The organism is Vibrio sp. CDRSL-10 TSBA, from assembly GCA_039696685.1.
In the GTDB taxonomy this organism is placed as follows: domain Bacteria; phylum Pseudomonadota; class Gammaproteobacteria; order Enterobacterales; family Vibrionaceae; genus Vibrio.
Window position 1 is genome coordinate 2,160,345 of sequence record CP155566.1, and the last position, 23,758, is coordinate 2,184,102.

Here is a 23,758-nt window from a genome sequence, read left to right on the forward strand (position 1 = left end):
TGAACTAACTACCCTGCTGTTACATTATGAGAATAAATATCATTTGTATTTTATCCAAAGTGCCGGGCTGAAAGTTAACAATTTGGAGCATGTTAATCCGCTCGTGCGCAAATCGGTAACCAGTATTCCATTGCGGCGTTATCGCAGGCGCAGTTGTAATCAGCCGGATACCGCTCCAGCTCAAATCCGTCCACTCCCCGATAAGGAGAATCCGGCAGCCATTCAAAAATAAACCATTCCAGAGTATCGGCCAGTTGCGAGACCGGTCCGCAGTGTTTCACCACCGCATAAGTTTGCGCCGGAATATGCACTGTATTTAACCCCGCCATCCAATGACTTCCTGCGGCCCAGTAGCGCAACTGCCCATGTTCACTGCCGACCTGGGTCACGTCGATGACCCCCGTTAACGGACCTGACTTGCTATCACTTTGACAAGAAAGATAGGTCTGCCAGATTTTCGGCACCTGAGCAGTGAAATCCGGTTGTGAAGAGAGTAAGCCGCGGATTGTTGTGGCGACACCGAATAACTCAAATGCTGCTTGGCTCTCCAGCCGGACTTCAACCAGACGAGTACGGCGCTCACCACGCGGCGCCAATTGTTGTGCCTGCAACGGTTTACGCACGCCTGTGCGCTGCCCTTTCTGGCGATATTGGCGCGGACTGATACCGAAATGGTGTTTAAAGGCGCGACTAAAACTGACTTCAGAGTTAAAACCGAGCGCCAGTGCAATATCAATCACCCGCTCCTGACTGCATACAAGACGCTCAGCGGCTTCACTCAGCTTAATCTCGCGTACATAGTTCGCCACCGTCAGACCAGTTTCATTGTGAAATACCCGTTGCAACTGCCAGCGCGACCAGCAGCTCTGCTGTGAAAGCTGCTCCAGCGACAGAGGCTGGTCTAAATGCTGGTGAATGTAGTCGAGCAAATTGCAGATTCGCGTAAATGAAGCGGACACAGCGCCCATGTAAACTGACTCCTGAGTATCTTTGCCTGATAGTGTCGCATAAAACCAATCTTAATGAGAAGTGTTATCAACTATACCAAGCAACCTGGAGTTGCAGCCAACACCGCTGCAACTTCAAGTAGGAAGAGGATAATCACTTGATGCAGGGGTGAGCGCGCCAATCGAGCTAAAATGGCGCTGAATGATCAACAGCCACAAAAATCTCTGCTATCATCGGCATCTTATAGTCGGGGAGCTGCAAAGCTGAGATCGCCAGGAGATTTGCCACAGGCAAAGCGCCATTGCGAGACCCGTAGAACCTGATTCAGTTAGTACTGACGTAGGGAACTATAGTGTTGTGGTAAGGCTTGTAAGCGGGTTGACATATAATGGCGCCCTGCCATTTCTCACAACATGACCGCCTCGCGGCGGCTGTTTAGCACAACCTGACCGGTGACGCTAAACGGGTTTCCTGATTGTCAGACGATTAGGAGCCCAAATGCCTCAATCAGATAATCAATCCCAAACCTATCTTAACACACCCATTGTGCTGACCATTGCCGGTTCAGACAGTGGCGGCGGCGCCGGTATCCAGGCCGATATCAAAGCCATCTCAGCCACCGGCGGTTATGCCTGCAGCGTGATTACCGCCATCACCTCGCAAAACACACAAGGTGTCAGCGCCATTCTGCCGGTGCCGGTTGAACATGTCGAAAGTCAGCTCGATGCCGTGTTCAGCGATCTCGATATCGTCGCGGTCAAAATTGGTATGCTGGCCGACAGTCACATCATCGCCGCCGTGGCGCGTAAACTGCGCCAGTATCAGCCGCGTTTTGTGGTTTTGGATCCGGTCATGGTGGCCACCAGCGGCGATTTACTGCTGCAAAGCGCGGCAATCGACAGCCTGAAACAGGAATTGCTGCCCTTGGCGACCCTGATCACGCCTAACCTGCCGGAAGCGGCCGCACTGACCGGCCTGCCAGCGTGCGAGCAAGAATCGCAGCTTGAGGTAATGAGCGAAGCACTGCGTGCCCTGCCATGTAGGGCCGTGCTGCTCAAAGGCGGTCATCTGGCGGGAACCAGTCACAGTGATGACTGGCTGCTGAGCGGCGCGGACACTGTGGCATTCCGCGCTCAGCGGGTCGACACCCAAAACACTCACGGCACTGGTTGTACGCTGTCGTCAGCGATCGCTTCTTACCTCGCGCAGGGATTTGCGTTGCAAGATGCCATTCGCCACGCCAAATACTACATCTCTCAGGCGATTGCCCATGCCGATGAGCTGAGTATCGGCCGCGGTCATGGTCCGGTGCATCACTTCTTTGCCCTCTCTCCTATTGTTTCATCTTCGCAGGAATCATTATGAATATTGAGCTTATCGCACGCACCTTTCAGACCCTGCGCAGCAGTCAGCCGCTGGTAGTCAGCATTACCAATTATGTGGTAATGAACAACAGCGCCAATGCGTTACTGGCCGCCGGCGCCTCTCCAATCATGGCCCATTCACGTCAGGAGATGGATGAACTGATGCAGATTGCCGGAGCGCTGGTGATCAATATCGGCACCCTGGATGAAACCTGGATTGAGCGCATGGCATTTGCCATTGATGCAGCCAATCGCCATCACAAACCAATTATTCTCGATCCGGTCGGCTGCGGCGCGAGCCGTTTGCGCACGGACACTTCGCGCCGTTTCGCCGCGCAGGCCGAGCGCCTGATCATTCGCGCTAATGCCTCTGAAATCATGGCTCTGGCCGGGATGGATACGCAGGGACAAGGAGTCGACGCCAGAGATACCAGCCACAGCGCCATCAGCGCCGGGCAGCAGCTGGCCAGACAATATAACGCCAGTGTGGTGATTTCCGGCGCGCAGGATTTTATCATCAGCGGCGATCAGGTCGTACAGCTGAGTAACGGCGATGCCATGATGCCCAAAGTGACCGGCATGGGATGCAGCCTGAGCGCTTTAACCGGCGCCTGCGCGGCGTGTGGTGATCTGAGCGGGCTCAGCGCCGCCGCCATCATGGGCGTTGCGGGCGAACTGGCGGCGCTGCAGGCTAAGGGGCCGGGCAGCCTGCAACTTGCTCTGCTCGATGCTCTGCACCTGCTGGATGAAAACACCTTAATCAACCGAGTAAAGCTGCAGACTATGCTCAATCCAACTGAACCGCAGGAGTTCAACCGATGAGCGGCTATCGTTTATATCTGGTCACCGATGATCAGCAGGATCTGACCACCTTATGTCAGGTAGTGAAACAAGCCGTACGTGGCGGCGTGACCATGGTGCAAATCCGCGAAAAACACGGTGATGTGCGCGCCTTTATGCAACGCGCCGAAGCAGTCAAACAGATCCTGAGCGGTACGGGTGTACCGCTGATCATCAATGACCGGGTCGACGTTGCTCTGGCAGTCGATGCCGATGGTGTGCACCTTGGTCAGAGTGATATGCCGGCCCGGATTGCCCGTCAGCTGCTGGGCGCAGATAAGCTGCTTGGCCTGTCGGTCGAAAATGAGCAGCAATTTATCGACGCCCATCAGCTGCCGGTTGATTACCTGGGGTTAAGTGCGATTTTTGCCACCCCGACCAAAACCAATACCGTCAAACACTGGGGTCTTGACGGGCTCGACTGGGCCATGCAGCACACTCGCCTGCCACTGGTGGCGATCGGCGGCCTCAATCAAGACAACATTGCCGATGTCGCTGCAACCGGCGTAGACGGCATTGCTCTGGTCTCCGCCATCAGCCATGCCAGCCACCCCGAACAAGCCGCCAGCGCTTTACGTGACTTGATTGATGCACATAATCCTCGAAAAGTCATTCAAAATAATTGAACAAGAGCCACAAGCTGGATTGCTGTTGAGGCCATCAAGAACCCCGTAGACTGCCTCCATCAACCCACAGTACACCAACTGTTGAAAGCAATAAAAGCAATCCGCAGCAAGCGGGTGAGGAGCACAAGATGATTGAAGTAAGAGCGGCAGCAGCGCGTGGCCGGGCAAATTTTGGCTGGCTGGACAGTAAACATACCTTCTCGTTCGGTCACTATTACGATCCGGCGCACATGGGCTTTTCCGAGCTGCGCGTCATCAATGATGACCAGGTCACACCCGGCGCGGGCTTCGATACCCATGGTCACCGTGACATGGAAATCATCAGTTATGTGCTGGAGGGCACCATCGCCCATAAAGACAGTGCCGGCAATGTGAAAACCCTGCCGGCCGGTGAATTTCAGCTGATGTCAGCCGGGCGCGGCATTCACCACAGTGAGTTCAATGCCTCCGACAGCGATACGCTGAAATTCCTGCAAATCTGGATTCAGCCAAATACGCTGGGCGGCGAACCGGGTTACCAGCAGAAAGATTTCGGTCAGGAGCCGGGCCTGACGACCATCGCCACCCCAAACGGTGAGAATGGCACACTGCACATCAAACAGGATGCGAAGCTGCACCAGTTAATCCTGCAGCCAGGCACTGATTTGCACCTGGATGTCGAGCCGGGTCGGCGGATTTATATCCATCAGATCGACAGCGAGCTGATCGTCAACGACGTGATGCTCACGCCGGGCGATGGCGCGAAAATCAGTGGCGAAAGCGAGCTGCAGCTGCGTAACGCCAGCGATGTGGCGGTTAAAGCCCTGGTGTTTGATCTGCCATAAGCTGGCAGCACGCGGTATAACATTCGTTGACCAGCACTCGTTTGCCAGCATGAGAAAGTCGTAACAAGGGCCTGCATATCTGCAGGCCCTTTTGTGTCTCCGGCTGAAGCGTTATCAGCAGGTATGTCTGTTTATCGGCGGCTGAGCTGACGGATAGCAAGCACAGCACGGCGCACCGCTTTACTCACCATCAGGCTAGCGACAATCACCGCGCCGCTCGCCAGCAGCGTACCCAAGGCGTATTGCAGCAATGCACCCTGAGACTCAGCGCCCTGCACGATACCGTGACAGGCACTGAACAGCGCCACCGCGGCCAGCGCCAGCGCCTGCAACGCAGAAACGGCGCATCGCAATCAGAGCCAAGGGCAGCAGAACCAGCGACGCCATCACCACAGTTTCAATATGGCTGGTGTTGACCCACTCAATGCCGACCACAAAACCCAGCGCCAGTGCGCCCAGTACCACACCAATCGCTTTAGATGCGGTCTTCCAGCCATAAGGCGCAGCAAACATGCCAATCAACAGCAGCGCCAGCAGATGATCGGCGCCGGTCAGCGGATGCATGAATCCGTGTGCAAAACTGGCCGTGGTGTCATGACCCGGATGCGCCCAGACCGCACCACTGGCCAGCAGGCTGCTCGCCGCCACAATAAATTTGGTTACTTTCATCACTCTCTCCTTGTCAATTATTGTTCGGTGACCGTGACCTTAACGTCACGCTGTGCCAGCATCCCCTGGCGGACAATAAAGTCGATCACGGTTTTCAGCCCGTCACCGCGCATCAAATTGGTAAATACAAACGGTTTCTCACCGCGCATTTTTTTCGCATCCCGATCCATGACCTCCAGTGAAGCGTTCACCATCGGCGCCAAATCGGTTTTATTAATGATCAGCAAATCCGATTTGGTGATCCCCGGCCCGCCTTTGCGCGGGATTTTATCCCCGGCGCACACATCGATCACATACAGGGTCAGATCGGACAGTTCAGGGCTGAACGTCGCACTGAGGTTATCGCCGCCGCTTTCCACCAGCACCAGCTCGAGCCCGGCATGACGCGCCTGCAGCTCATCAATGGCTGCCAGGTTCATCGACGCATCTTCACGAATTGCCGTGTGCGGACAACCGCCGGTTTCCACCCCGAGAATGCGGTCCGCTTCCAGCGCCTGATGTCTGAGCAAAAATTCTGCATCTTCCTTGGTGTAGATGTCGTTGGTGACCACCGCCAGGTTGTAATGTTCGCGCATCGCCAGACAGAGCTGGCGCAGCAGCGCGGTTTTACCTGAACCGACCGGGCCACCGACCCCGACTCGTAAGCATTGTGTACTCATTGTCTAACTCCTGAATAATCGTGAATACTGCGTCTCATGCCAGCTGCTGAGCATGGCAAAACGTTGCAGGGTTAAGCCGACCGAGGCGTCATCCAGTGACAAGCCCCGCTCTATCGCCGACTCGAATTTCGGCATCATCGCCAGCAGCACCTTTTGCGCTGCCGTCTGGCCGAGGGGAATGGTTTTACACGCTACCGTGACCTGATTCTCCAGCCAGGACCAGAGCCAGCCGACCACGGCCTGTTCCAGATCGAGACCAAAATGGTGCGCGGCCTTGGCGTATAGCGGCAGGTAGCTCATCTGGCGAGCCTCAGCAGGCAGCTCAACCTCCAGGCTGGTCAGCAAGCGACATAAGGTCTGACCGAGGATCTGCTCCTCTTTCACCAGTTCCGCCGTCTCGCGATACGCCAGCAGTATGTCCTGCCAGTGTTGCAGCGCATCAAGGTCGGGTTGTTGCCAGGCATGATAACAGCGTGCCAACAGCGGAATATCGAGGCTGGCCTGGCCCTGCGCCAGCAACGGTTCCAGCCAGGCCAGCAAACTCTGCTCATCGTTCACCAACTGGTGCTCAATGGCACTTTCCAGCCCCTGACTATAGGCAAACGCTCCAATCGGCAGACTCGGACTGCTCAGATGCAGCAGCGAAAGCAGTGCCTGGGTCTTCATCAATGGCTGTGCTCCTCATGCTGATGCTCACCGTGTGAATGGTGGTGATCATGACTATGATTTTGGTGGCTATGCTGATGACTGTGAACATGGTCGTGACTGTGGCCGCCGCGGCCATGGTAAGCCCCGTTTTCCGGACTGAATTCCGCTGTCACCGCGCAGCACGTCATGCCGAGTAATTCCAGCATTTCCTGCAACACATGGTCCGGCTGAAAACGCAGCCAACGCTCGCCGATTTGCATCGGCACATGTCGGTTGCCCATGTGGTAGCAGGCACACGCGAATACCTGCCAGTCACTGCAAGTGGCTTCAATCACCGCTTCCTGCTCTGCTACGACGGCGAATCTCTGCCCGCATTCGGTCAGCAGATGATCGCCGCTTTGCAGTACTTCGCCACGTTCAAGAAACACACCGACATCATGCCCCTGCGCACTCTGAGTGCGAAAACGGCCTTTCTGGCGCACATCAAACGGCAGCAATACCTGATCGGTCACCGGTGCGGGAGATTGATGCTCTGCATCCGCTATGCGGCTGATTACACGAAACATACCCTTCTCCTTATGGGTTAAAATAAACAATAACGTTGTGCGAGCGGCAGTTCTGTCGCCGGATCGCAGGTCAGTAGCTGGCCGTCCGCACGCACTTCATAGGTCTGCGGATCGACCGTGATATTCGGCATGTAACTGTTATGCACCATGTCGTGTTTGGTAACACTGCGGCAGTGACGACACGCCACCAGTTCACGGCTCAGATTGAGGCGACTGCGCAGCTCACCATCAATCGCGGCCTGGCTGGTAAAGGTCACCGAAGTGGCGGCCGCGGCCTGACCAAAACCGCCGAACATGTAACGGTAATGAACCGGTTGCGGCGTCGGGATCGAGGCGTTTGCATCGCCCATCGGCGCGGCTGCGATAAAGCCGCCTTTAAGGATCAGCGCCGGCTTAATGCCGAAAAAGGCCGGTTTCCACAGCACGATATCGGCCAGCTTGCCTACTTCGAGTGAACCAACCATATGGTCGACCCCATGCGCCAGCGCCGGGTTAATGGTGTATTTGGCGATAAAGCGTTTGACCCGGAAATTATCCGCGCCCAGCTCCTGGTCCTGCTCCAGCAGGCCACGCTGCACTTTCATTTTGTGCGCCGTCTGCCAGGTGCGGCAGATCACTTCGCCGACCCGGCCCATCGCCTGCGAGTCCGAGGCGATCATCGAAAACGCGCCCAGATCGTGCAAAATATCTTCCGCGGCAATGGTCTCTTTACGGATGCGCGAATCGGCAAACGCCACATCTTCCGGAATATTCGGGTCCAGATGGTGGCACACCATCAGCATGTCGAGGTGTTCATCAATGGTATTGATGGTATAAGGCCGGGTCGGATTGGTAGATGACGGCAAAACATTGGGCTGACTGCAGGCCACGATAATGTCCGGAGCATGACCGCCGCCTGCGCCTTCAGTGTGATAAGTGTGAATGGTACGTCCTTTAAACGCCGCAATAGTGTCTTCGACAAAACCGGACTCATTGAGCGTATCGGTATGGATAGCAACCTGCACATCATACTGCTCGGCCACACTCAGGCAGTTATCAATCGCGGCGGGCGTCGTGCCCCAGTCCTCATGCAGTTTAAAGCCGCATGCGCCGGCTTCGACCTGCTCAATCAGCGGCTCAGGCAGGCTGGCATTGCCTTTGGCGAGAAAGCCGAAGTTCATCGGCAGCAGGTCGGTACTGCGCAGCATCTGCGCCATATTCCACGCTCCAGGCGTACAAGTGGTCGCATTGGTGCCGGTGGCCGGACCGGTGCCGCCGCCAATCATGGTGGTGGTGCCTGACATCAGCGCTTCTTCTATCTGCTGCGGGCAGATAAAGTGAATGTGGGCGTCAATCGCACCGGCGGTGACAATGTGGCCTTCCCCGGCGATCACTTCGGTACTGGCGCCGATATGGATGGTCACCTGGGGCTGAATATCGCTGTTGCCGGCTTTGCCAATCGCATGGATACGGCCATCTTTGATGCCGATATCGGCTTTAACAATACCCCAGTGATCGACAATCAGCGCATTGGTGATCACGCAATCCACCACGTCAGCACGGCATTTCTGTCCCTGCCCCATGCCGTCACGAATCACCTTGCCGCCGCCAAATTTAACCTCATCGCCATACACGGTGAAATCCTGTTCAACCTCAATGATCAGATCGGTATCCGCCAGACGCACCCGGTCACCGACCGTGGGTCCGTACATATCGGCGTAAGCCTGCCGACTTATCTCTGCCATGTGTTCATCCTTTATAATTTGCCCATCACTTCCGCGCGAAAGCCATACAGTGTCTGTTCACCGGCCAACTCAACCAGTTCAATGCTGCGACTCTGGCCCGGTTCAAACCGGACCGCGGTGCCCGCAGCGATATTGAGGCGCATACCGCGCGCCTGCTCCCGGTCAAAATCGAGCGCCGGGTTGGTTTCATAAAAATGATAATGGCTGCCAACCTGAATCGGGCGATCGCCGTGATTGACCACGGATAACGTCACCGTGCGCCGCCCGACATTCAAATCGAGTGCGTCGGGACGAAGTAAGTACTCACCTGGTTTCATCACAATCTCCTACTGAATCGGGTTGTGAACGGTGACCAGCTTGGTGCCGTCCGGAAACGTGGCTTCAACCTGGACTTCATCCAGCAGCTCGGCGATGCCGTCCATCACATCATTTTTACTCAGCAGATGACGGCCTTCGCTCATCAGTTGCGCCACGGTTTTACCATCGCGCGCGCCTTCCATAATCGCGGCGGAGATATAGGCCGCCGCTTCCGGATAATTGAGTTTGATGCCGCGCGCCAGACGACGCTCAGCCACCAGCGCCGCGGTAAACAGCAGTAATTTATCCTTATCTCTGGGTGACAGTTCCATTGTGTTCTCCTTCAGGTATTCCAGATACGGGGAATGCAGGCTTCACGCCCGAGCAGAGCCGGGCGGATCAGTTGCCAGCAGCCTCTGAGCTGCTGCTGGGCCTGTTCGCTGCAGTCACCGAGATAACGCACCACCAGCACATCGAGCCGATAGGTGATGCTTAATGTCGCGCTTTGTCCGGCCGGAAACGCTTCTCGCAACCGTTCGAGTACGCCGTCCACATCCTTGAGCCCGAAGGCCACCAGCATGCCGGAGACCAGATGCCCGGCGTAACCGCTGCTGGCCTGCAGCAGCGGGTCGTCGGCGGCCAGATACTGACGCTCAAGCAGCAAAGGCCGCCCCTGGTGATACACCGCAAAGCGCTGCTCGATACTGCCGGAAACAAACGGCAGCTGACTTTTCGGCCGGCCCAGACAAAACACATCCATGCCGATAAAACGAGCGTCGCCAAGCAGGTTGACGGTGGTGTCCAGTTTGCCGTGCGCGCCGTCAAACACGATGGTTTCCATCGGCAGCCACTCACAGCAAGCCTGTTCCACCTCGATTTCGACCTGCTGCTTTTGCACCACGCCCTGACTGTCAGCACGGTAAATTTTGCCCGCCGACGGCGTGGTCAGCAGCGCTTCACTGCCGGGCTGACAGCGGATCTGAATCGTCAGATCATCGCCGGATACCAGCCCGCCCGGCGGGTGCAGCAGGTAAACATGGCACAGCCCCTGCTCGGGATAAAACGGCCGCTGAACCCGCAGCGGACCACGAAATTCCATATGGCGCAGCCGGGTCTGCTCGTCTGTCCGGTCAAAACCAAGGGCAAGATAGGCCGGCCAGTGCCGCTCGGCCTGGCGGGATAAATTGAGAAAAGAGAGTTCGCCCATCGCCCTACACCGTCAGGTATTGTTTGACCAGCTTGTCATCAAGCTCAGTCATTTCACCGCTGGCCACCTGACGGCCGCGATCGAGAATACAGAACCGATCCGCCACTTTGCGCGCGAAGGGCAGTTTCTGTTCCACCAGCAACACGGTCAGACCGATTTCCTGATTGAGGCGGCGGATAATGTCGCCGATTTCCGCCACCACATTGGGCTGAATGCCCTCGGTCGGCTCATCGAGGATCAGCAGACTGGGATTAATCACCAGCGCCCGGCCAATCGCCAGCTGCTGCTGCTGACCACCGGATAAATCGCCACCACGGCGGTGCAGCATCTCTTTGAGCACCGGAAACAGTTCATAGATAAATTCCGGCACCTGTTTGGCGCGGTCAGCGCGCACCGGCAGCCCGATACGCAGGTTCTCTTCCACCGTCAGCAGCGGAAATATCTGCCGTCCCTGCGGCACATAGCCAATCCCGAGCGGCGCACGCTTTTCCGCCGCCAGCGGCACAATGTTCTGACCGAGATATTCAATCTGACCGCTCTTAACCGGCAATAGCCCCATGATGCTCTGCAGCAAGGTGGTTTTACCGACTCCGTTACGCCCCATCAGGCATGTGCACTGCCCTTCCGCCACATCAAGGTCGAGATCCCACAGCGTGTGGCTCTGGCCGTAAAACTGGTTGAGTCCTTTAACCTGTAACATCCTTATTCTCCCAAATAGACTTCAACCACCTGCGGGTTGGCCTGAACTTGCTCCATGCTGCCTTCCGCCAGCACGCTGCCCTGATGCAACACGGTCACTTGCCGTGCCAGTGAACGGACAAAATCCATATCATGTTCCACAAGAATCACCGTACGTTTCTCCTGCCAGTGAGGTCAGCAGTTCGCCGGTTTTATCCATCTCCTGATGCGTCATGCCTGCCACCGGTTCATCCACCAGCAGCAGCTTGGGGTTTTGCATCAGCAACATGCCGATCTCCAGCCATTGTTTCTGTCCGTGCGACAAAGCGCCCGCCAGTTGAAAACGTTGCTCAGTCAGACCAATCTGGCCCAGCACGTGATCGATAAAATCAATCTGGCTGCTGCTCAGACGCGCGGTCAGGGTCGACCACACGGTTTTGTCGCCCGCCATCGCCAGTTCCAGGTTGTGGAACACGCTCTGGAACTCAAACACCGTCGGTTTCTGAAACTTACGTCCGATGCCGGCCTGGGCGATTTCCGGCTCACTCATGGTCAGCAGATTGATGTTCTGGCCGAACCAGGCGCTGCCGCAATCCGGGCGTGTTTTTCCGGTGATGATGTCCATCATGGTGGTTTTGCCCGCCCCGTTAGGGCCGATGATGCAGCGCAGTTCACCCTGTTTGATGTACAGATTGAGGTCATTGATTGCTTTAAAACCATCAAAGCTGACGCTGATGCCTTCCAGATAGAGCAGTACCCCTTTATCTACATTGAGCATCGGGTTAACGCTCGGCAGCATAAAATCGTAGACGTGCTCGCGGTCGGTCAGTTGTCGGGCTAAATTGAGTACACTCATGCCTGTTTCTCCTTCAGATTGATCAGCCCGACCACGCCACGTGGCAGAAACAGCGTCACCAGCACAAACATCGCGCCGAGACTGAACAGCCACACTTCCGGCAGCACCGCGGTGAAATAGGTTTTGGCGTAGTTAACCGCCAGCGCACCGACCACGGCGCCATACAGCGTGGCGCGGCCACCCAGTGCAACCCAGACCACCAGCTCAATTGAGTTCAGCGGCGAGAATTCTGACGGATTGATAATGCCGACCTGCGGCACGTACAGCGCACCGGCAATCCCGGCCAGCATGGCGGAGAAACAGAAGATCGCCAGCTTGAAATATTCCACTTTATAGCCGGTAAAACGGGTGCGTGATTCAGCATCCCGTACCGCCATCGCCACCCGGCCAAGACGGCTGACCACGATCATCCGACACGCCAGATAACCCAGTCCGAGCGCAATACCGGAAGCGACAAACAAGCCAACCCGGGTTGCATCCGACTGCAGGTCAAAACCGAGGATATCTTTAAAATCGGTCAGTCCGTTGTTGCCGCCAAATCCCATTTCATTGCGGAAAAACGCCAGCATCAGCGCATAGGTCAGCGCCTGAGTAATAATCGACAGGTATACCCCGGTGACCCGGGAGCGGAATGCCAGCCAGCCGAACACAAACGCCAGTGCGCCCGGCACCAGCACAATCATCAGCGCGGCAAACCAGAACTGGTCAAAACCGTGCCAGAACCATGGCAGCTCCTGCCAGTTGAGGAACACCATAAAATCCGGCAGTTCCGGGTTGCCGTATACGCCGCGGTCACCAATCTGACGCATCAGATACATGCCCATCGCATAGCCGCCGAGAGCAAAAAAAGCGGCATGACCAAGGCTGAGAATACCGAGATAGCCCCACACCAGATCAACCGCGACCGCCAGCAGAGCATAAGTCAGATACTTGCCCATCAGGGTCAGGGTGTAGGTTGAAACATGCAGCGCACTGTCCGCGCCGGTGGCCAGATTGAGCAGCGGAATCAGTGCCACCGCCACCACCAGCACCAGAAGAAATGTCTGGGTTGAACGGTCAAACAATTTGGGTTGTAACATCCTTTAACCCTCCGCCGAGCGCCCTTTCTGAGGAAACAATCCCCGGGGCTTTTTCTGAATAAAGAGAATGATGAACACCAGAACCAGGATCTTAGCCAGCACAGCACCAGCCCAGGGCTCGAGCACCTTGTTGACGATACCGAGCGACATGCCGGCCACCAGCGTGCCCCACAGGTTGCCGACCCCGCCAAACACCACCACCATGAATGAATCGATAATGTACGACTGACCGAGGTTCGGCCCAACGTTAGTCAACTGGCTCAGCGCAACGCCGGCAATACCGGCAATGCCGGAACCAAGGCCGAAGGTCATGGCATCCACCCAGTCGGAGCGAACCCCCATGGCGCGCGCCATACTGCGGTTTTGCGAAACGGCCCTGACTTCAATCCCGAGCCGGGTATAGCGCAGCGCCATAAACAGCAGTGCAAATACCGCCAGGCAAAAGCCGATAATATAAAGCCGGTTTAACGTCAGGCTGAGCAGCGGATTGATTTCAATCACACCCTGCATCCATTCCGGGGTCGCAACCGAACGGTTGAGCGGTGAGAAAATGGTGCGTACGGTCTGCTGCAGGATCAAACTGATGCCGAATGTGGCAAGCAGCGTTTCCAGCGGGCGACCGTACAAGAAGCGAATCACGCTGCGTTCAATCAAAATACCCGCTGTACCGGCAACCAAAAACGCCAAAGGTATGGAAACAACCAGAGACCAGCCGATGTGATCCGGCATCAGTATCTGCACCACATACGTGGTGTAAGCGCCGAGCATCATCAGTTCGCCGTGCGCCATGTTGATGACGCCCATCACTCCAAATGTAATGGCCAGACCAATCGCGGACAGCACCAGCACCGAGCCAAGACTGAGACCAAAGAAACAGCGTCTCCGACATTTCCGCCAACGAAGCGCGCTGGGCAATCATACCGAGCGCCTTGTTGGCTTCACTGAGCAAGGCATCAGAATGCGATCCGACCACAAAGGCATTGAGCGCGATACGCGCTTCCGGTTGGTAACTGTCACCCAGCGTGCGGATTGCCGTACTTTGTCGCGCACCGTCAGTGCTGTTTTTCACATCGTAGATAGCCAGAGCAACGCGCAGCAGATCCTGAATTGCCTCGTCACCTTCCACCGTCAAACGCGTCTGCAGGCGCTGATACATCTCTGCGTCTAAGGTGCCGAGCAGCTGTTTGAGTGCGTCAGCGCGTACATCCGGGTCACGATGGCTGAGATTGAGCGAGGCCAGTTCAGAGCGCAGCAGGCCGCGCAACTGGTTATTGATCGCGATTTTTCGGATTGAGCGCGAGCTGACCGTTTCAGCCTGCGCTTGTTGCGGCGCAAACAGCGCCACAATTTCTGATTTACTGCCCTGCTTATCACGTACCGTCACCAGAGCATCGGTTTTTTTCTGCACATACAAATCGCCGTTGAGCAGCAAATTAAGAACCTGGCTGGCACGCTCATCGCCACTTTGGGCAATCAGTCCGACACCGCTTTCCACCTGCTCGAAGGTATTTTGTGCCAGCGCGTCGAGACCTTGCTGAAAAGTAGCCGACTCAGCGGCATAAATCCGGGTCGTCATTAACAGACCAACCAGAATAAAAATCATCGACATCAAGCGAGATTTTTTAATGCTTAACATAGGGGTTCATCCATGAAGCGCAAATTTGGGGCTTTAGCGTCAATGGTTAAAGCCCGTCACTTATTGCAGCAATCCGTGGCATTCATCGCCACGGATTGCCCGCCCGGGATCAGAAGTTCTGACCCGAGCACTTACCGGTTTTGACGTTGTAGTTGCCGCACGACAGCGGCTGACGCCAGTCCGAGATCAAATCTTTAGAGCCTGGCAGGTAATCAGACCAGGCATCGCCGGCCACCAGCCCGGACGTTTTCCATACCGTCTGGAACTGACCGTCATCCTGGATCTCGCCAATCAGAACCGGCTTGGTGATGTGGTGATTCGGCATCATCGCTGAGTAACCACCGGACAGGTTCGGCACAGTGATACCAATCATGGCGTCCCCGACCGCAGAAGGATCCGTGGTGCCAGCTTTTTTCACCGCTTCGACCCACATTTTGAACCCGATATAGTGCGCTTCCATCGGGTCATTGGTGACTCGTTCATCGTCTTTAACAAACTTATGCCACTCTTCGATAAACTCGTCGTTGGTGTCGGACTCAACACTCATGAAGTAGTTCCACGCAGCCAAGTGACCGACCAGAGGCTTGGTATCCATACCGGACAGCTCTTCTTCACCGACTGAGAAGGCCACCACAGGAATGTCTTCCGCTTTTACGCCCTGGTTCGCCAGCTCTTTATAGAACGGAACGTTCGCATCGCCATTGATGGTCGATACCACAGCAGTTTTCTTACCAGCCGCACCAAATTTCTTGATATCCGAGACGATGGACTGCCAGTCAGAATGACCGAACGGGGTGTAGTTGATCATGATGTCCGCTTGCGCGACACCTTTCGATTTCAGGTAAGCTTCGAGGATTTTGTTGGTGGTGCGCGGATACACGTAGTCAGTCCCCGCCAGCACCCAGCGCTGCACACCCTGATCCATCAGGTAATCCACCGCAGGAATCGCCTGCTGGTTTGGCGCGGCGCCGGTATAGAAGACGTTTTTCGAAGACTCTTCACCCTCATACTGAACCGGATAAAACAGCAGACTGTTAAGTTCTTCAAACACCGGCAGAACAGATTTACGTGATACCGAAGTCCAGCAACCAAACACCGCAGAAACTTTATCTTTCGATATCAGTTCGCGCGCCTTTTCGGCAAACAGCGGCCAGTTAGACGCCGGGTCGACGACCACAGGCTCCAGCTTTTTACCCAACAAGCCGCCCTGTTTATTCTGTTCATCAATCAGCATCAGCATAGTGTCTTTCAAAGTGGTTTCGCTGATTGCCATGGTGCCGGAGAGCGAGTGCAGAATACCGACTTTAATCGTCTCTTCCGCTAACGCCTGCATACTGGTCAACAATGAAGCAGCCAGTACAGCACTGGCGAGAACTTTCCTTTTCATGTTTCGTTTCCTTTGCGTCCGTTTCAGTTTTGGTCATCACGCTCCGGTTACGACTTCCTGACATCAACCGAGCGACTGTGCACAGTATTGATGAATCACGTTTTTATGAATATGCGCAGTTCGTGCATCACACCTACGTCAAATGACGCATAGCGGCAATCCGCTTTCACGGTATACTGTGCGCTTGCATCCGGGCGCGCGGTTTATGTGTTGTGATTGCCTTAAGCAGTGATGATTTTTAGTCGATCATGCTTTCAGGCTTGCCAGACATTGATAAAACGCTGGCTGATTCACTGATTTCGCCGGCCCGGTGCCATCAACCGGCTCAGGAAGAGCAGGAAGCAGACAATACGGAATAGCAAGTCAGGTCGCATGCAAAAAGTCCTCAGGGCAAGGCGTCAATACAACAAACTGGTTGCCAACGAGATGTTGGAAGATTTCGCGCTGCGTTTTACCGCCAAACGGGCGCGTAAATGGTCGGCAGGCTGGATTGCCAATACCGCGCTCGGCATAGTGTCGTTTCTGGTGCTGGAAGCACTGGGCGGCGCGATCACGCTCAACTATGGCGTGGTCAACTCACTGTGGGCCATCGGCGCCGTCGCCCTGCTGGTTATCCTGACAGGTATTCCGATCTGTTATTACGCCGCCCGCTATGGTGTCGATATTGATCTGCTCAGTCGCGGGGCTAGCTTCGGCTACCTCGGCTCCACCATCGCCTCGCTGATTTATGCCTCGTTTACTTTCATCTTCTTCGCGCTGGAAGCCGCCATCATGTCAATGGCGCTGGAACTGCTGTTCGGCATTCCGCTCTACATCGGCTATATCGTCAGCGCCGTCATCGTCATTCCTCTGGTCATCCTCGGCATCACGCACATTGGCCGCTTCCAGATGTGGTCGCAGCCATTGTGGTTGCTGATGCAGGTGGTGCCGCTGTTTTATGTCTTCACCCACCCTGACGCCGATATCGGCCGCTGGCTCTCTTTTGCCGGAGTCGATGGCAATGGTGGTGGATTCGACTGGCTGCTGTTTGGCGCCGCATCAGCCGTACTGCTGTCGGTCGTTGCCCAGATCGGTGAACAGGTCGATTTTCTGCGCTTTTTGCCCCCGCAGGAGCAGTGCGGCAAAGGTAAGTGGTGGCTGGCAATGCTGCTCGGCGGACCGGGCTGGATGCTGTTCGGGGCAGCTAAGCTGGTACTGGGGAGTTTTCTCGCCTGGCTGGCGCTGTCAGCCGGTACACCGGCGGATTTAGCCGGCGATCCGGCGCACATGTATCAGACAGTTTTTTCCTATGTGACTGACAATCCCAAGCTGGCGCTGCTGACCGCGGGTATTTTCGTGGTCATCTCCCAGCTGAAAATCAATGTTGCTAATGCTTATGCCGGCTCTCTGGCCTGGTCGAATTTTTTCTCGCGTCTGACTCACAGTCATCCGGGCCGGGTGGTTTGGATGGTGTTTAACGTCATGTTTGCCCTGCTGCTGATGGAGCTCGGTGTGTATCAGATGCTGGAAAAAACCCTGCAAATCTATTCGGTATTAGTGCTGGCCTGGATTGGCAGTATCGTCGCCGATCTGGTGATCAACAAACCGCTGGGGCTGAGCCCGAAAATGATCGAGTTCAAACGCGCCAAACTGTACGACATCAACCCGGTCGGTGTCGGTTCGATGTTAATCGCGTCCGTGGTCGGCATCGGCGCCCATCTCGATCTGTGTAATGACGTCATCAAGGCGTTCGCCTCTTACATCGCCTTCGGCCTGCCGTTTCTGACCGCACCACTGATCGCCCTGCTGACCCGCAGCCGCTATTATCTCGCTCCGCCGCCTGCCTCGCTGCGGCCGATTTCTGTCGGCGAACATCGCTGCGTGGTATGCGAGTACTCATTTGAACATGAAGACATCGCATTTTGCCCTGCCTATCAGGGCCCCATATGCTCGCTGTGCTGTTCACTGGATGTCCGCTGTCACGATGCCTGCCGGCCGAAAGCAACGTTTCTCGGCGCAAGTTTCCGGCGCTCTGGCCAAAGTGCTCCCGCGCGCCTGGCTCAACGATCAGGCCTCATCACTGGGGCAGTTTCTGCTGGTGGTATTTATTATGACCAGCGTCATTGGCGCCATCCTGTTACTGGCCTATACCCAGGTACCGCTGCTGGAGCAAACCCAAATGAATACCATCGCCAACGGGCTGATTAAAGCGTTTGTCCTGCTGCTGATCCCGCTTGGCGTGATCAGTTGGCTGCTGGTACTGGCGCGTAAAGGCAGCCACAGCGCGATTTCAGAGCTGCAGGATCACGCTGACTTGCTGCTGCGTGAAATCCGCGCCCACGAAAACACCTCGCGTGAACTGGAGAAAGCCCGCCGGGTGGCAGAGCACGCTAACCAGGCCAAAAGTCGTTATCTGGCTGGTCTGAGCCACGAACTGCGCACCCCGCTCAATGTGGTACTGGGCTACGCCCAACTGCTGAGCAACGACCAGGAGCTCGACACTAAAAAGCGCGGCTATGCCGAAATCCTGAAACGTAACGGGAAACACCTGGCCGATTTACTCGAAGGATTGCTGGAAATATCTAAGATCGAAGCTGGCCGGCTCGAACTGCACCGTGACGCGTTCAGCCTGCGTATGATGCTGAGCCAGATTAAAGAGATATTTGATTTGCAGGCGTCACGTAAAGGACTCAAGTTTGAATTCATTATGTCGCAGTACCTGCCGGAGTTTATCGTTGCCGACAAGCAACGCCTGCGCCAAATCCTGATTAATCTGCTCAACAATGCGATTAAATACACCGCCAGCGGCACGGTCACATTTAAGGTGATGTATCGCAATCAGGTGGCGCGTTTCATTGTCGAAGACACCGGTATCGGCATTTCAGCCGCCGATCAGGCGCTGATTTTTAAACCCTTTGAACGCATTCACACCCCTCATACCATGGATATCAGCGGCACGGGGCTTGGCCTGACCATTTCTAATGCACTGGCCGAACTGATGGGCGGTGAGATTACCTGCCATAGTGACGTCGATAAAGGCAGCACCTTTACCCTACGCCTGATGCTATCCAGCGTCGCTAACCCTGATCTGGAGCCGGAAATTTACGATCAGCGCATCTGCGGCTATCACGGCCCCACCCGCACGATTCTGGTGGTGGATGACATTGATGACCAGCGCCAGTTAATCGCCAATCTGTTAACACCGCTTGGATTTAACGTCCTGCAGGCCAACGGCGCTCAGGCGGCACTGGCTCTGGCCAAAAGTGAGTCGGTGGATCTGTTTATGCTCGACATCTTTATGCCCAACATTGATGGCTGGCAACTGGCTGGTCATCTGCGCCAAAGTGGTTATAAACAGCCGATCCTAATGCTGTCAGCCAACATTCGTGAACTGGAGCGACACCAGAAAAACCATCATCATAATGACTATCTGACCAAGCCGGTGTCGATGGCGCAACTGCTGGGTAAGCTGAGCCAGTGGCTGGATATCGACTGGCAGGTCGATTCACAAACGGCACAGTCATCAGACGTGTCCGCTCCCGATAGCATGCGTTTACCATCGGTAAAAGCGATGAAAAAACTGAAAAACTATGCCGAAATCGGCTTTATGAGTGCATTTGGTGAAAAGCTGGAAGAGATAAAACAGCAACAAAGCGCCGGGGAAAGTTTTATCAGACGAATGGAAGAACAGATGCAGCAATGCAATTTTGCCGAAATCAGTCAGCAACTTGAAGAGTGGATCAATGAGTACCATCATGCCGAATAACATAATTGTCCTGGTGGTCGATGACTCACCTGAATCTCTGGGTATGCTCAACGCGACCCTCAATCAGGCCGGGCTGACGGTATTGGTGGCGTTAAACGGACTGCAAGCCCTGTCGATCGTGGAGCGCATTCAGCCGGATGTGATTCTGCTTGATGCTATTATGCCGGAGATGAACGGCTTTGATACCTGTCAGAAGCTGAAAGAACGCCTGCCGGCCACGCCGATCATTTTTATGACCGGACTGGATGACTCAGCCCACGTACTGCGCGGATTTGAATCCGGTGGCGTCGATTACATTACCAAACCCGTGGTACCGGATGAAGTGTTGGCCCGCATTCGCGTTCACAGCCACAACGCCCGCCTGGCCCAGTCAGCGCAAGTGGCGCTCGACTACGCCGGTCAATATATCTTCTGCGTCAATCAAAGCGGTGAGCTCGAATGGGCCACCCCGCAGGCCCAGCAGCTGATCAGCGAGCTCAAAGGGGACATGACCTCAGTGTGGGCCAAACTTCAACCACGCATTGCAAGCTGGCTGGCCGATGAGCAGCGCCCTGCCCATCTGACGTTGGATGAGTTTAACCCGCCGCTTGATGCGCAATATGCTGGCGACTATAACAACCTGCACCGGTTAATCCGCCTCTCTGAGCCCAAGCAAAAAGGCAATGAACAGGATCTGCAACATGCGTTGCAACTGACCAGACGCGAGTCTGAAGTCGCCTACTGGCTCTCCTTTGGCAAAACCAACTGGGAGATCGCGCAAATTCTTGTCATGAGCCCGCGCACCGTCAACAAACACCTCGAACAAGTGTACAAAAAACTCAGTGTGGATAATCGCACCGCCGCTGCCAGTATCTGTATCCGCGTCCTTGAAGGCCACGCCTCCTGACCCAAAGGGTTAAATTTAAGGAAATATCATTTTGTTGCCTCAACCGGGCTCTCCACTGTCATCCACTTTTACCGTCATTATTTTTGTAACCGGTTACAGAAACCGGTTACATTTTAAATTTATCTGATCTAGAATGGCGACCAATGACCTACTATTAGTCCATCGCCCAAAGGGCAAATCGGACAACAATGACGACAGCAAAGAGGTGAAGAATGTCTCAGCAAGGTTTTCCTAAAGATTTCTTATGGGGCGGCGCAGTCGCGGCGCATCAGGTCGAAGGCGGCTGGAATAAGGGCGGCAAAGGCGTCAGCGTGGTTGATGTTCTGACCCGCGGCGCGCATGAAGTGCCACGTGTGATTACCGATAGCGTAGAAGCCGATCAGTTCTACCCTAACCACGAAGCGGTCGATTTCTACGGCCACTACAAACAAGATGTGGCCCTGTTTGCTGAAATGGGGTTCAAATGTTTCCGTACCTCGATCGCCTGGACGCGTATCTTCCCGAACGGTGACGAAGAGACACCAAACGAAGCCGGCCTGCAGTTTTATGATGACCTGTTCGATGAGCTGCTCAAATACGGCATCGAGCCGGTGATCACGCTTTCTCACTTTGAGATGCCAAACCATCTGGTGAAGCAATATGGCAGCTGGATGAACCGTCAGGTGATGGATTTCTTTGTTAAGTTCAGCCAGACCGTGATGGAGCGTTATAAACACAAGGTGAAATACTGGATCACCTTCAACGAGATCAACAACCAGCGTAACTGGAAACTGCCTATCTGGGGTTACTGTAACTCAGGCATGATCTACGCTGAACACGAACATCCGGAGCAAGCTCTGTATCAGGTACTGCACCACCAGTTCCTGGCCAGCGCCAAAGTGGTCAAGCTTGGCCACGAAATCAATCCTGACTTCAAAATCGGTAGCATGATCCATATGATGCCGCTTTACCCGGCAACCTGTCGTCCGCAGGATATGCTGCTGGCTCAGGAAATGATGCGTGAAAAATACCTGTTCAGTGATGTTCAGGTGCGCGGCTACTACCCAAGCTACCTGCTGAAAGAGTGGCAACGCAAAGGTATTACTGTCGAGATGCAGCCTGGTGATGATGAGATTCTGCGTGCCGGTTGTGCCGATTACCTGGCGATCAGCTACTACATGACCAACATCGTATCCGCGCAAAAGGATGAAGAAGGTTCAACCAGTTCTCTGTTCGAAGGCAGCCAGCTTAATCCTTACCTGCCGGCATCAGATTGGAGCTGGCAGATTGACCCGGACGGTCTGCGTTTTGCCCTGTCCGAGCTGTATGAACGCTACCAAAAACCGATTTTCATTGTCGAAAACGGTCTGGGAGCGGTCGATCAGGTTGAAGCCGACGGCTCAGTCAATGATGATTATCGTATCGACTATCTTGGCGCTCACATTAACGCTGTTAAACAGGCCATCAGTTATGACGGTGTTGAAGTGATGGGCTACACCCCTTGGGGCTGTATCGACTGTGTCTCTTTCACTACCGGTGAATATAAAAAACGCTATGGATTCATCTACGTAGACCGTCATGATGACGGCAGCGGCAGCATGGCCCGTTCCAAGAAGAAGAGTTTCTTCTGGTACCAGAATGTGATTAGCACCAATGGTGAAGAGCTGTAATTCGCTACAATGAAGATAACTGTTTCAATCAGTTAGCGAAATTAGCTAAAATCCTCACTGGCCTGAGTATGACCTCGGGCCAGTGAGTGTAATCAAGGAGCAGTGATGGCAACAATCAATGACGTATGTAAGGCCGCTGGCGTTTCAAAAGCAACGGTTTCCCGGGTTCTCAATGGCAGTCAACTGGTCAAAGAGGCCACTCGCAATGCTGTAATGGCTGCCATCGAAGAGTTAGGTTACCAGCCCAATACCCTGGCTCAGGCTTTAGCCACTAATACGTTCAACGCCATCGGTCTGGTCCTCCCTCAATTTCAGAGCAGCTATTTCGGCAGCGTGCTCTATCATGCCGAACAAGGTGCGCAGCAGGCAGGCAAGAAATTACTGGTCGTTAACAGCAAAGACGCCGCCGATGGCGAACGTGAAGCGGTTTTCACTCTGGCTAATCAGCGTTGTGACGCCATCATGCTTTACAGCCGTCACCTGAGTGAATCACAACTGAAACAGCTGCAACAGTCCGTCAAAGTTCCGCTGATAATCATCAATCGCCTGCTCAACGACGCGGACATCTCCAGCTTTGGCCTGGATCAGGCGCAGCTCGCCACTCTGGCGATGCAGCATCTGATTGACCTCGGCCACCACAATATCGCCTGTATTACTTCTCCGCTGAACAGTGAAACCGGCCGTCGTCGCTACCGGGTCTATCAGCACATGCTGCAAGCCAGCCAGTTGCCTGCGCAGGAGAAACTGGGTCGCAGAAGGTGAAAACACACTCGACAGCGGCTATCAGGCTGCGCGGCAATTGCTGAAACATGAAGTAAACTTCACCGCCATTTTCGCCTGTAACGATGACATGGCGATCGGCGCAATCCGTGCCCTGCACGATCACGGCCTTAAGGTACCGCAAGATATTTCCGTTATCGGCATCGACAATGAACCTGCCGCCGCTTACGCCATTCCCAGCCTGTCTACCGTCTCGCTGCCGATTTCCCGCCTGACCCAAGATGCGGTTCAACTGGCGATTAACCTGGCCAACAAGCAGCTGATTGACAGTCAGCACCAGACTTATGGTGGTGAGCTGGTGGTACGAGAATCCAGCCGTGCATGTTGCTGAACCACTATTTTTCCGCGCTTGATCACATTTAAATGATAATTATTGCTATTGGTAGATTTATAGCTAAGCTTAACATTGTACGACGCTCTGGCTTTCGCCTCCCCAAGACAACATGACAGCCTGAGCGCCGACAATATCTCCTCCTGAAAGGCACAAGCAAATTTTCGCTTGCGCCTTTTTCTTTATCTGCAGCCTTCTGTTTTCTTTATATTTATCCATATCGAATCGTCGGTATCCAGCATCGGGCTAATCGTGCCGAATAACGATCACCAAACCAGCCTGAGGCCGTTAAGGATCCCGAGACAGTCAGGGATAAACACCGTTGGCCGCATAAAAAAGGCAGCCCATCAGGCTGCCCG

The 23,758-nt window shown here is 54.8% G+C and carries 21 protein-coding genes, 3 pseudogenes and 1 riboswitch; of the genes and pseudogenes, 9 read left to right on the forward strand and 15 right to left on the reverse strand.

The window, feature by feature from the left end:
- Positions 1 to 92: 92 nt before the first annotated feature.
- Positions 93 to 968, reverse strand: coding sequence for an AraC family transcriptional regulator (locus tag ABDK09_17430; GenBank protein XAW88773.1), 876 nt, complete (start codon positions 966 to 968; stop codon positions 93 to 95).
- 218 nt (positions 969 to 1,186) lie between these two features.
- Positions 1,187 to 1,311: riboswitch (TPP riboswitch) on the forward strand.
- 135 nt (positions 1,312 to 1,446) lie between these two features.
- On the opposite strand from ABDK09_17430, the gene thiD reads away from it, so the two are divergent.
- From thiD to ABDK09_17450, 4 genes are all read left to right on the forward strand, one after another.
- On the forward strand, positions 1,447 to 2,313 hold the full coding sequence (gene thiD, locus ABDK09_17435; GenBank protein ID XAW88774.1) for a bifunctional hydroxymethylpyrimidine kinase/phosphomethylpyrimidine kinase: 867 nt from the start codon (positions 1,447 to 1,449) through the stop codon (positions 2,311 to 2,313).
- On the forward strand, positions 2,310 to 3,134 hold the full coding sequence (gene thiM / locus ABDK09_17440) for a hydroxyethylthiazole kinase (protein ID XAW88775.1): 825 nt from the start codon (positions 2,310 to 2,312) through the stop codon (positions 3,132 to 3,134). The genes thiD and thiM overlap by 4 nt, the downstream gene beginning before the upstream one ends.
- Complete coding sequence (gene thiE / locus ABDK09_17445; protein ID XAW88776.1) at positions 3,131 to 3,778, forward strand: thiamine phosphate synthase; 648 nt, start codon at positions 3,131 to 3,133, stop codon at positions 3,776 to 3,778. Before thiM ends, thiE begins: the two co-directional genes overlap by 4 nt.
- Positions 3,779 to 3,906: 128 nt before the next feature.
- Positions 3,907 to 4,602, forward strand: a complete 696-nt coding sequence (locus ABDK09_17450) for a pirin family protein (protein ID XAW88777.1) — start codon at positions 3,907 to 3,909, stop codon at positions 4,600 to 4,602.
- 131 nt (positions 4,603 to 4,733) lie between these two features.
- Here the strand turns inward: ABDK09_17450 and ABDK09_17455 are convergent, their stop codons facing one another.
- The 14 genes and pseudogenes from ABDK09_17455 to urtA all read right to left on the reverse strand — a co-directional run bounded on the left by ABDK09_17455 (position 4,734) and on the right by urtA (position 16,008).
- On the reverse strand, positions 4,734 to 4,910 hold the full coding sequence (locus tag ABDK09_17455) for a hypothetical protein (GenBank protein XAW88778.1): 177 nt from the start codon (positions 4,908 to 4,910) through the stop codon (positions 4,734 to 4,736).
- Positions 4,867 to 5,271: a HupE/UreJ family protein gene (locus ABDK09_17460; protein XAW88779.1), complete on the reverse strand. Its 405-nt coding sequence runs from the start codon at positions 5,269 to 5,271 to the stop codon at positions 4,867 to 4,869. The genes ABDK09_17455 and ABDK09_17460 overlap by 44 nt, the downstream gene beginning before the upstream one ends.
- Before the next feature lie 17 nt (positions 5,272 to 5,288).
- Positions 5,289 to 5,930, reverse strand: coding sequence for an urease accessory protein UreG (gene ureG / locus ABDK09_17465; protein XAW88780.1), 642 nt, complete (start codon positions 5,928 to 5,930; stop codon positions 5,289 to 5,291).
- Positions 5,931 to 5,933: 3 nt separating this feature from the next.
- Positions 5,934 to 6,596, reverse strand: a complete 663-nt coding sequence (locus tag ABDK09_17470) for an urease accessory UreF family protein (GenBank protein XAW88781.1) — start codon at positions 6,594 to 6,596, stop codon at positions 5,934 to 5,936.
- Complete coding sequence (gene ureE, locus ABDK09_17475; protein XAW88782.1) at positions 6,596 to 7,144, reverse strand: urease accessory protein UreE; 549 nt, start codon at positions 7,142 to 7,144, stop codon at positions 6,596 to 6,598. Before ureE ends, ABDK09_17470 begins: the two co-directional genes overlap by 1 nt.
- Positions 7,145 to 7,161: 17 nt before the next feature.
- Positions 7,162 to 8,868: an urease subunit alpha gene (ureC, locus tag ABDK09_17480; GenBank protein ID XAW88783.1), complete on the reverse strand. Its 1,707-nt coding sequence runs from the start codon at positions 8,866 to 8,868 to the stop codon at positions 7,162 to 7,164.
- Between the two features lie 11 nt (positions 8,869 to 8,879).
- On the reverse strand, positions 8,880 to 9,185 hold the full coding sequence (locus ABDK09_17485; protein ID XAW88784.1) for an urease subunit beta: 306 nt from the start codon (positions 9,183 to 9,185) through the stop codon (positions 8,880 to 8,882).
- Positions 9,186 to 9,194: 9 nt separating this feature from the next.
- Positions 9,195 to 9,497, reverse strand: a complete 303-nt coding sequence (ureA, locus tag ABDK09_17490) for an urease subunit gamma (protein XAW88785.1) — start codon at positions 9,495 to 9,497, stop codon at positions 9,195 to 9,197.
- A gap of 11 nt (positions 9,498 to 9,508) precedes the next feature.
- The gene (locus ABDK09_17495; protein ID XAW88786.1) at positions 9,509 to 10,372 is read right to left on the reverse strand and encodes an urease accessory protein UreD; all 864 of its coding nucleotides are present in this window, start codon (positions 10,370 to 10,372) and stop codon (positions 9,509 to 9,511) included.
- Between the two features lie 4 nt (positions 10,373 to 10,376).
- Positions 10,377 to 11,072: an urea ABC transporter ATP-binding subunit UrtE gene (gene urtE / locus ABDK09_17500; GenBank protein ID XAW88787.1), complete on the reverse strand. Its 696-nt coding sequence runs from the start codon at positions 11,070 to 11,072 to the stop codon at positions 10,377 to 10,379.
- Between the two features lie 2 nt (positions 11,073 to 11,074).
- Positions 11,075 to 11,906 (reverse strand): annotated as a pseudogene (gene urtD / locus ABDK09_17505) (urea ABC transporter ATP-binding protein UrtD).
- Positions 11,903 to 12,985, reverse strand: a complete 1,083-nt coding sequence (urtC, locus tag ABDK09_17510; protein XAW88788.1) for an urea ABC transporter permease subunit UrtC — start codon at positions 12,983 to 12,985, stop codon at positions 11,903 to 11,905. The pseudogene urtD and the gene urtC overlap by 4 nt, the downstream one beginning before the upstream one ends.
- Before the next feature lie 3 nt (positions 12,986 to 12,988).
- Positions 12,989 to 14,621 (reverse strand): annotated as a pseudogene (gene urtB, locus ABDK09_17515) (urea ABC transporter permease subunit UrtB).
- A 109-nt stretch (positions 14,622 to 14,730) separates the two neighbouring features.
- On the reverse strand, positions 14,731 to 16,008 hold the full coding sequence (gene urtA / locus ABDK09_17520; protein ID XAW88789.1) for an urea ABC transporter substrate-binding protein: 1,278 nt from the start codon (positions 16,006 to 16,008) through the stop codon (positions 14,731 to 14,733).
- Positions 16,009 to 16,380: 372 nt separating this feature from the next.
- On the opposite strand from urtA, the gene ABDK09_17525 reads away from it, so the two are divergent.
- From ABDK09_17525 to ABDK09_17545, 5 genes and pseudogenes are all read left to right on the forward strand, one after another.
- Positions 16,381 to 18,195, forward strand: coding sequence for a hypothetical protein (locus tag ABDK09_17525; GenBank protein ID XAW88790.1), 1,815 nt, complete (start codon positions 16,381 to 16,383; stop codon positions 18,193 to 18,195).
- Entirely contained in the window at positions 18,098 to 19,753 is a 1,656-nt protein-coding gene (locus tag ABDK09_17530; protein XAW88791.1) for an ATP-binding protein, read from the forward strand. Before ABDK09_17525 ends, ABDK09_17530 begins: the two co-directional genes overlap by 98 nt.
- The gene (locus ABDK09_17535) at positions 19,743 to 20,639 is read left to right on the forward strand and encodes a DNA-binding response regulator (GenBank protein ID XAW88792.1); all 897 of its coding nucleotides are present in this window, start codon (positions 19,743 to 19,745) and stop codon (positions 20,637 to 20,639) included. Before ABDK09_17530 ends, ABDK09_17535 begins: the two co-directional genes overlap by 11 nt.
- 212 nt (positions 20,640 to 20,851) lie before the next feature.
- Entirely contained in the window at positions 20,852 to 22,288 is a 1,437-nt protein-coding gene (locus ABDK09_17540) for a 6-phospho-beta-glucosidase (protein ID XAW88793.1), read from the forward strand.
- 105 nt (positions 22,289 to 22,393) lie between these two features.
- Positions 22,394 to 23,399, forward strand: a pseudogene (locus ABDK09_17545) (LacI family DNA-binding transcriptional regulator).
- The last annotated feature ends 359 nt before the right edge of the window (positions 23,400 to 23,758 follow it).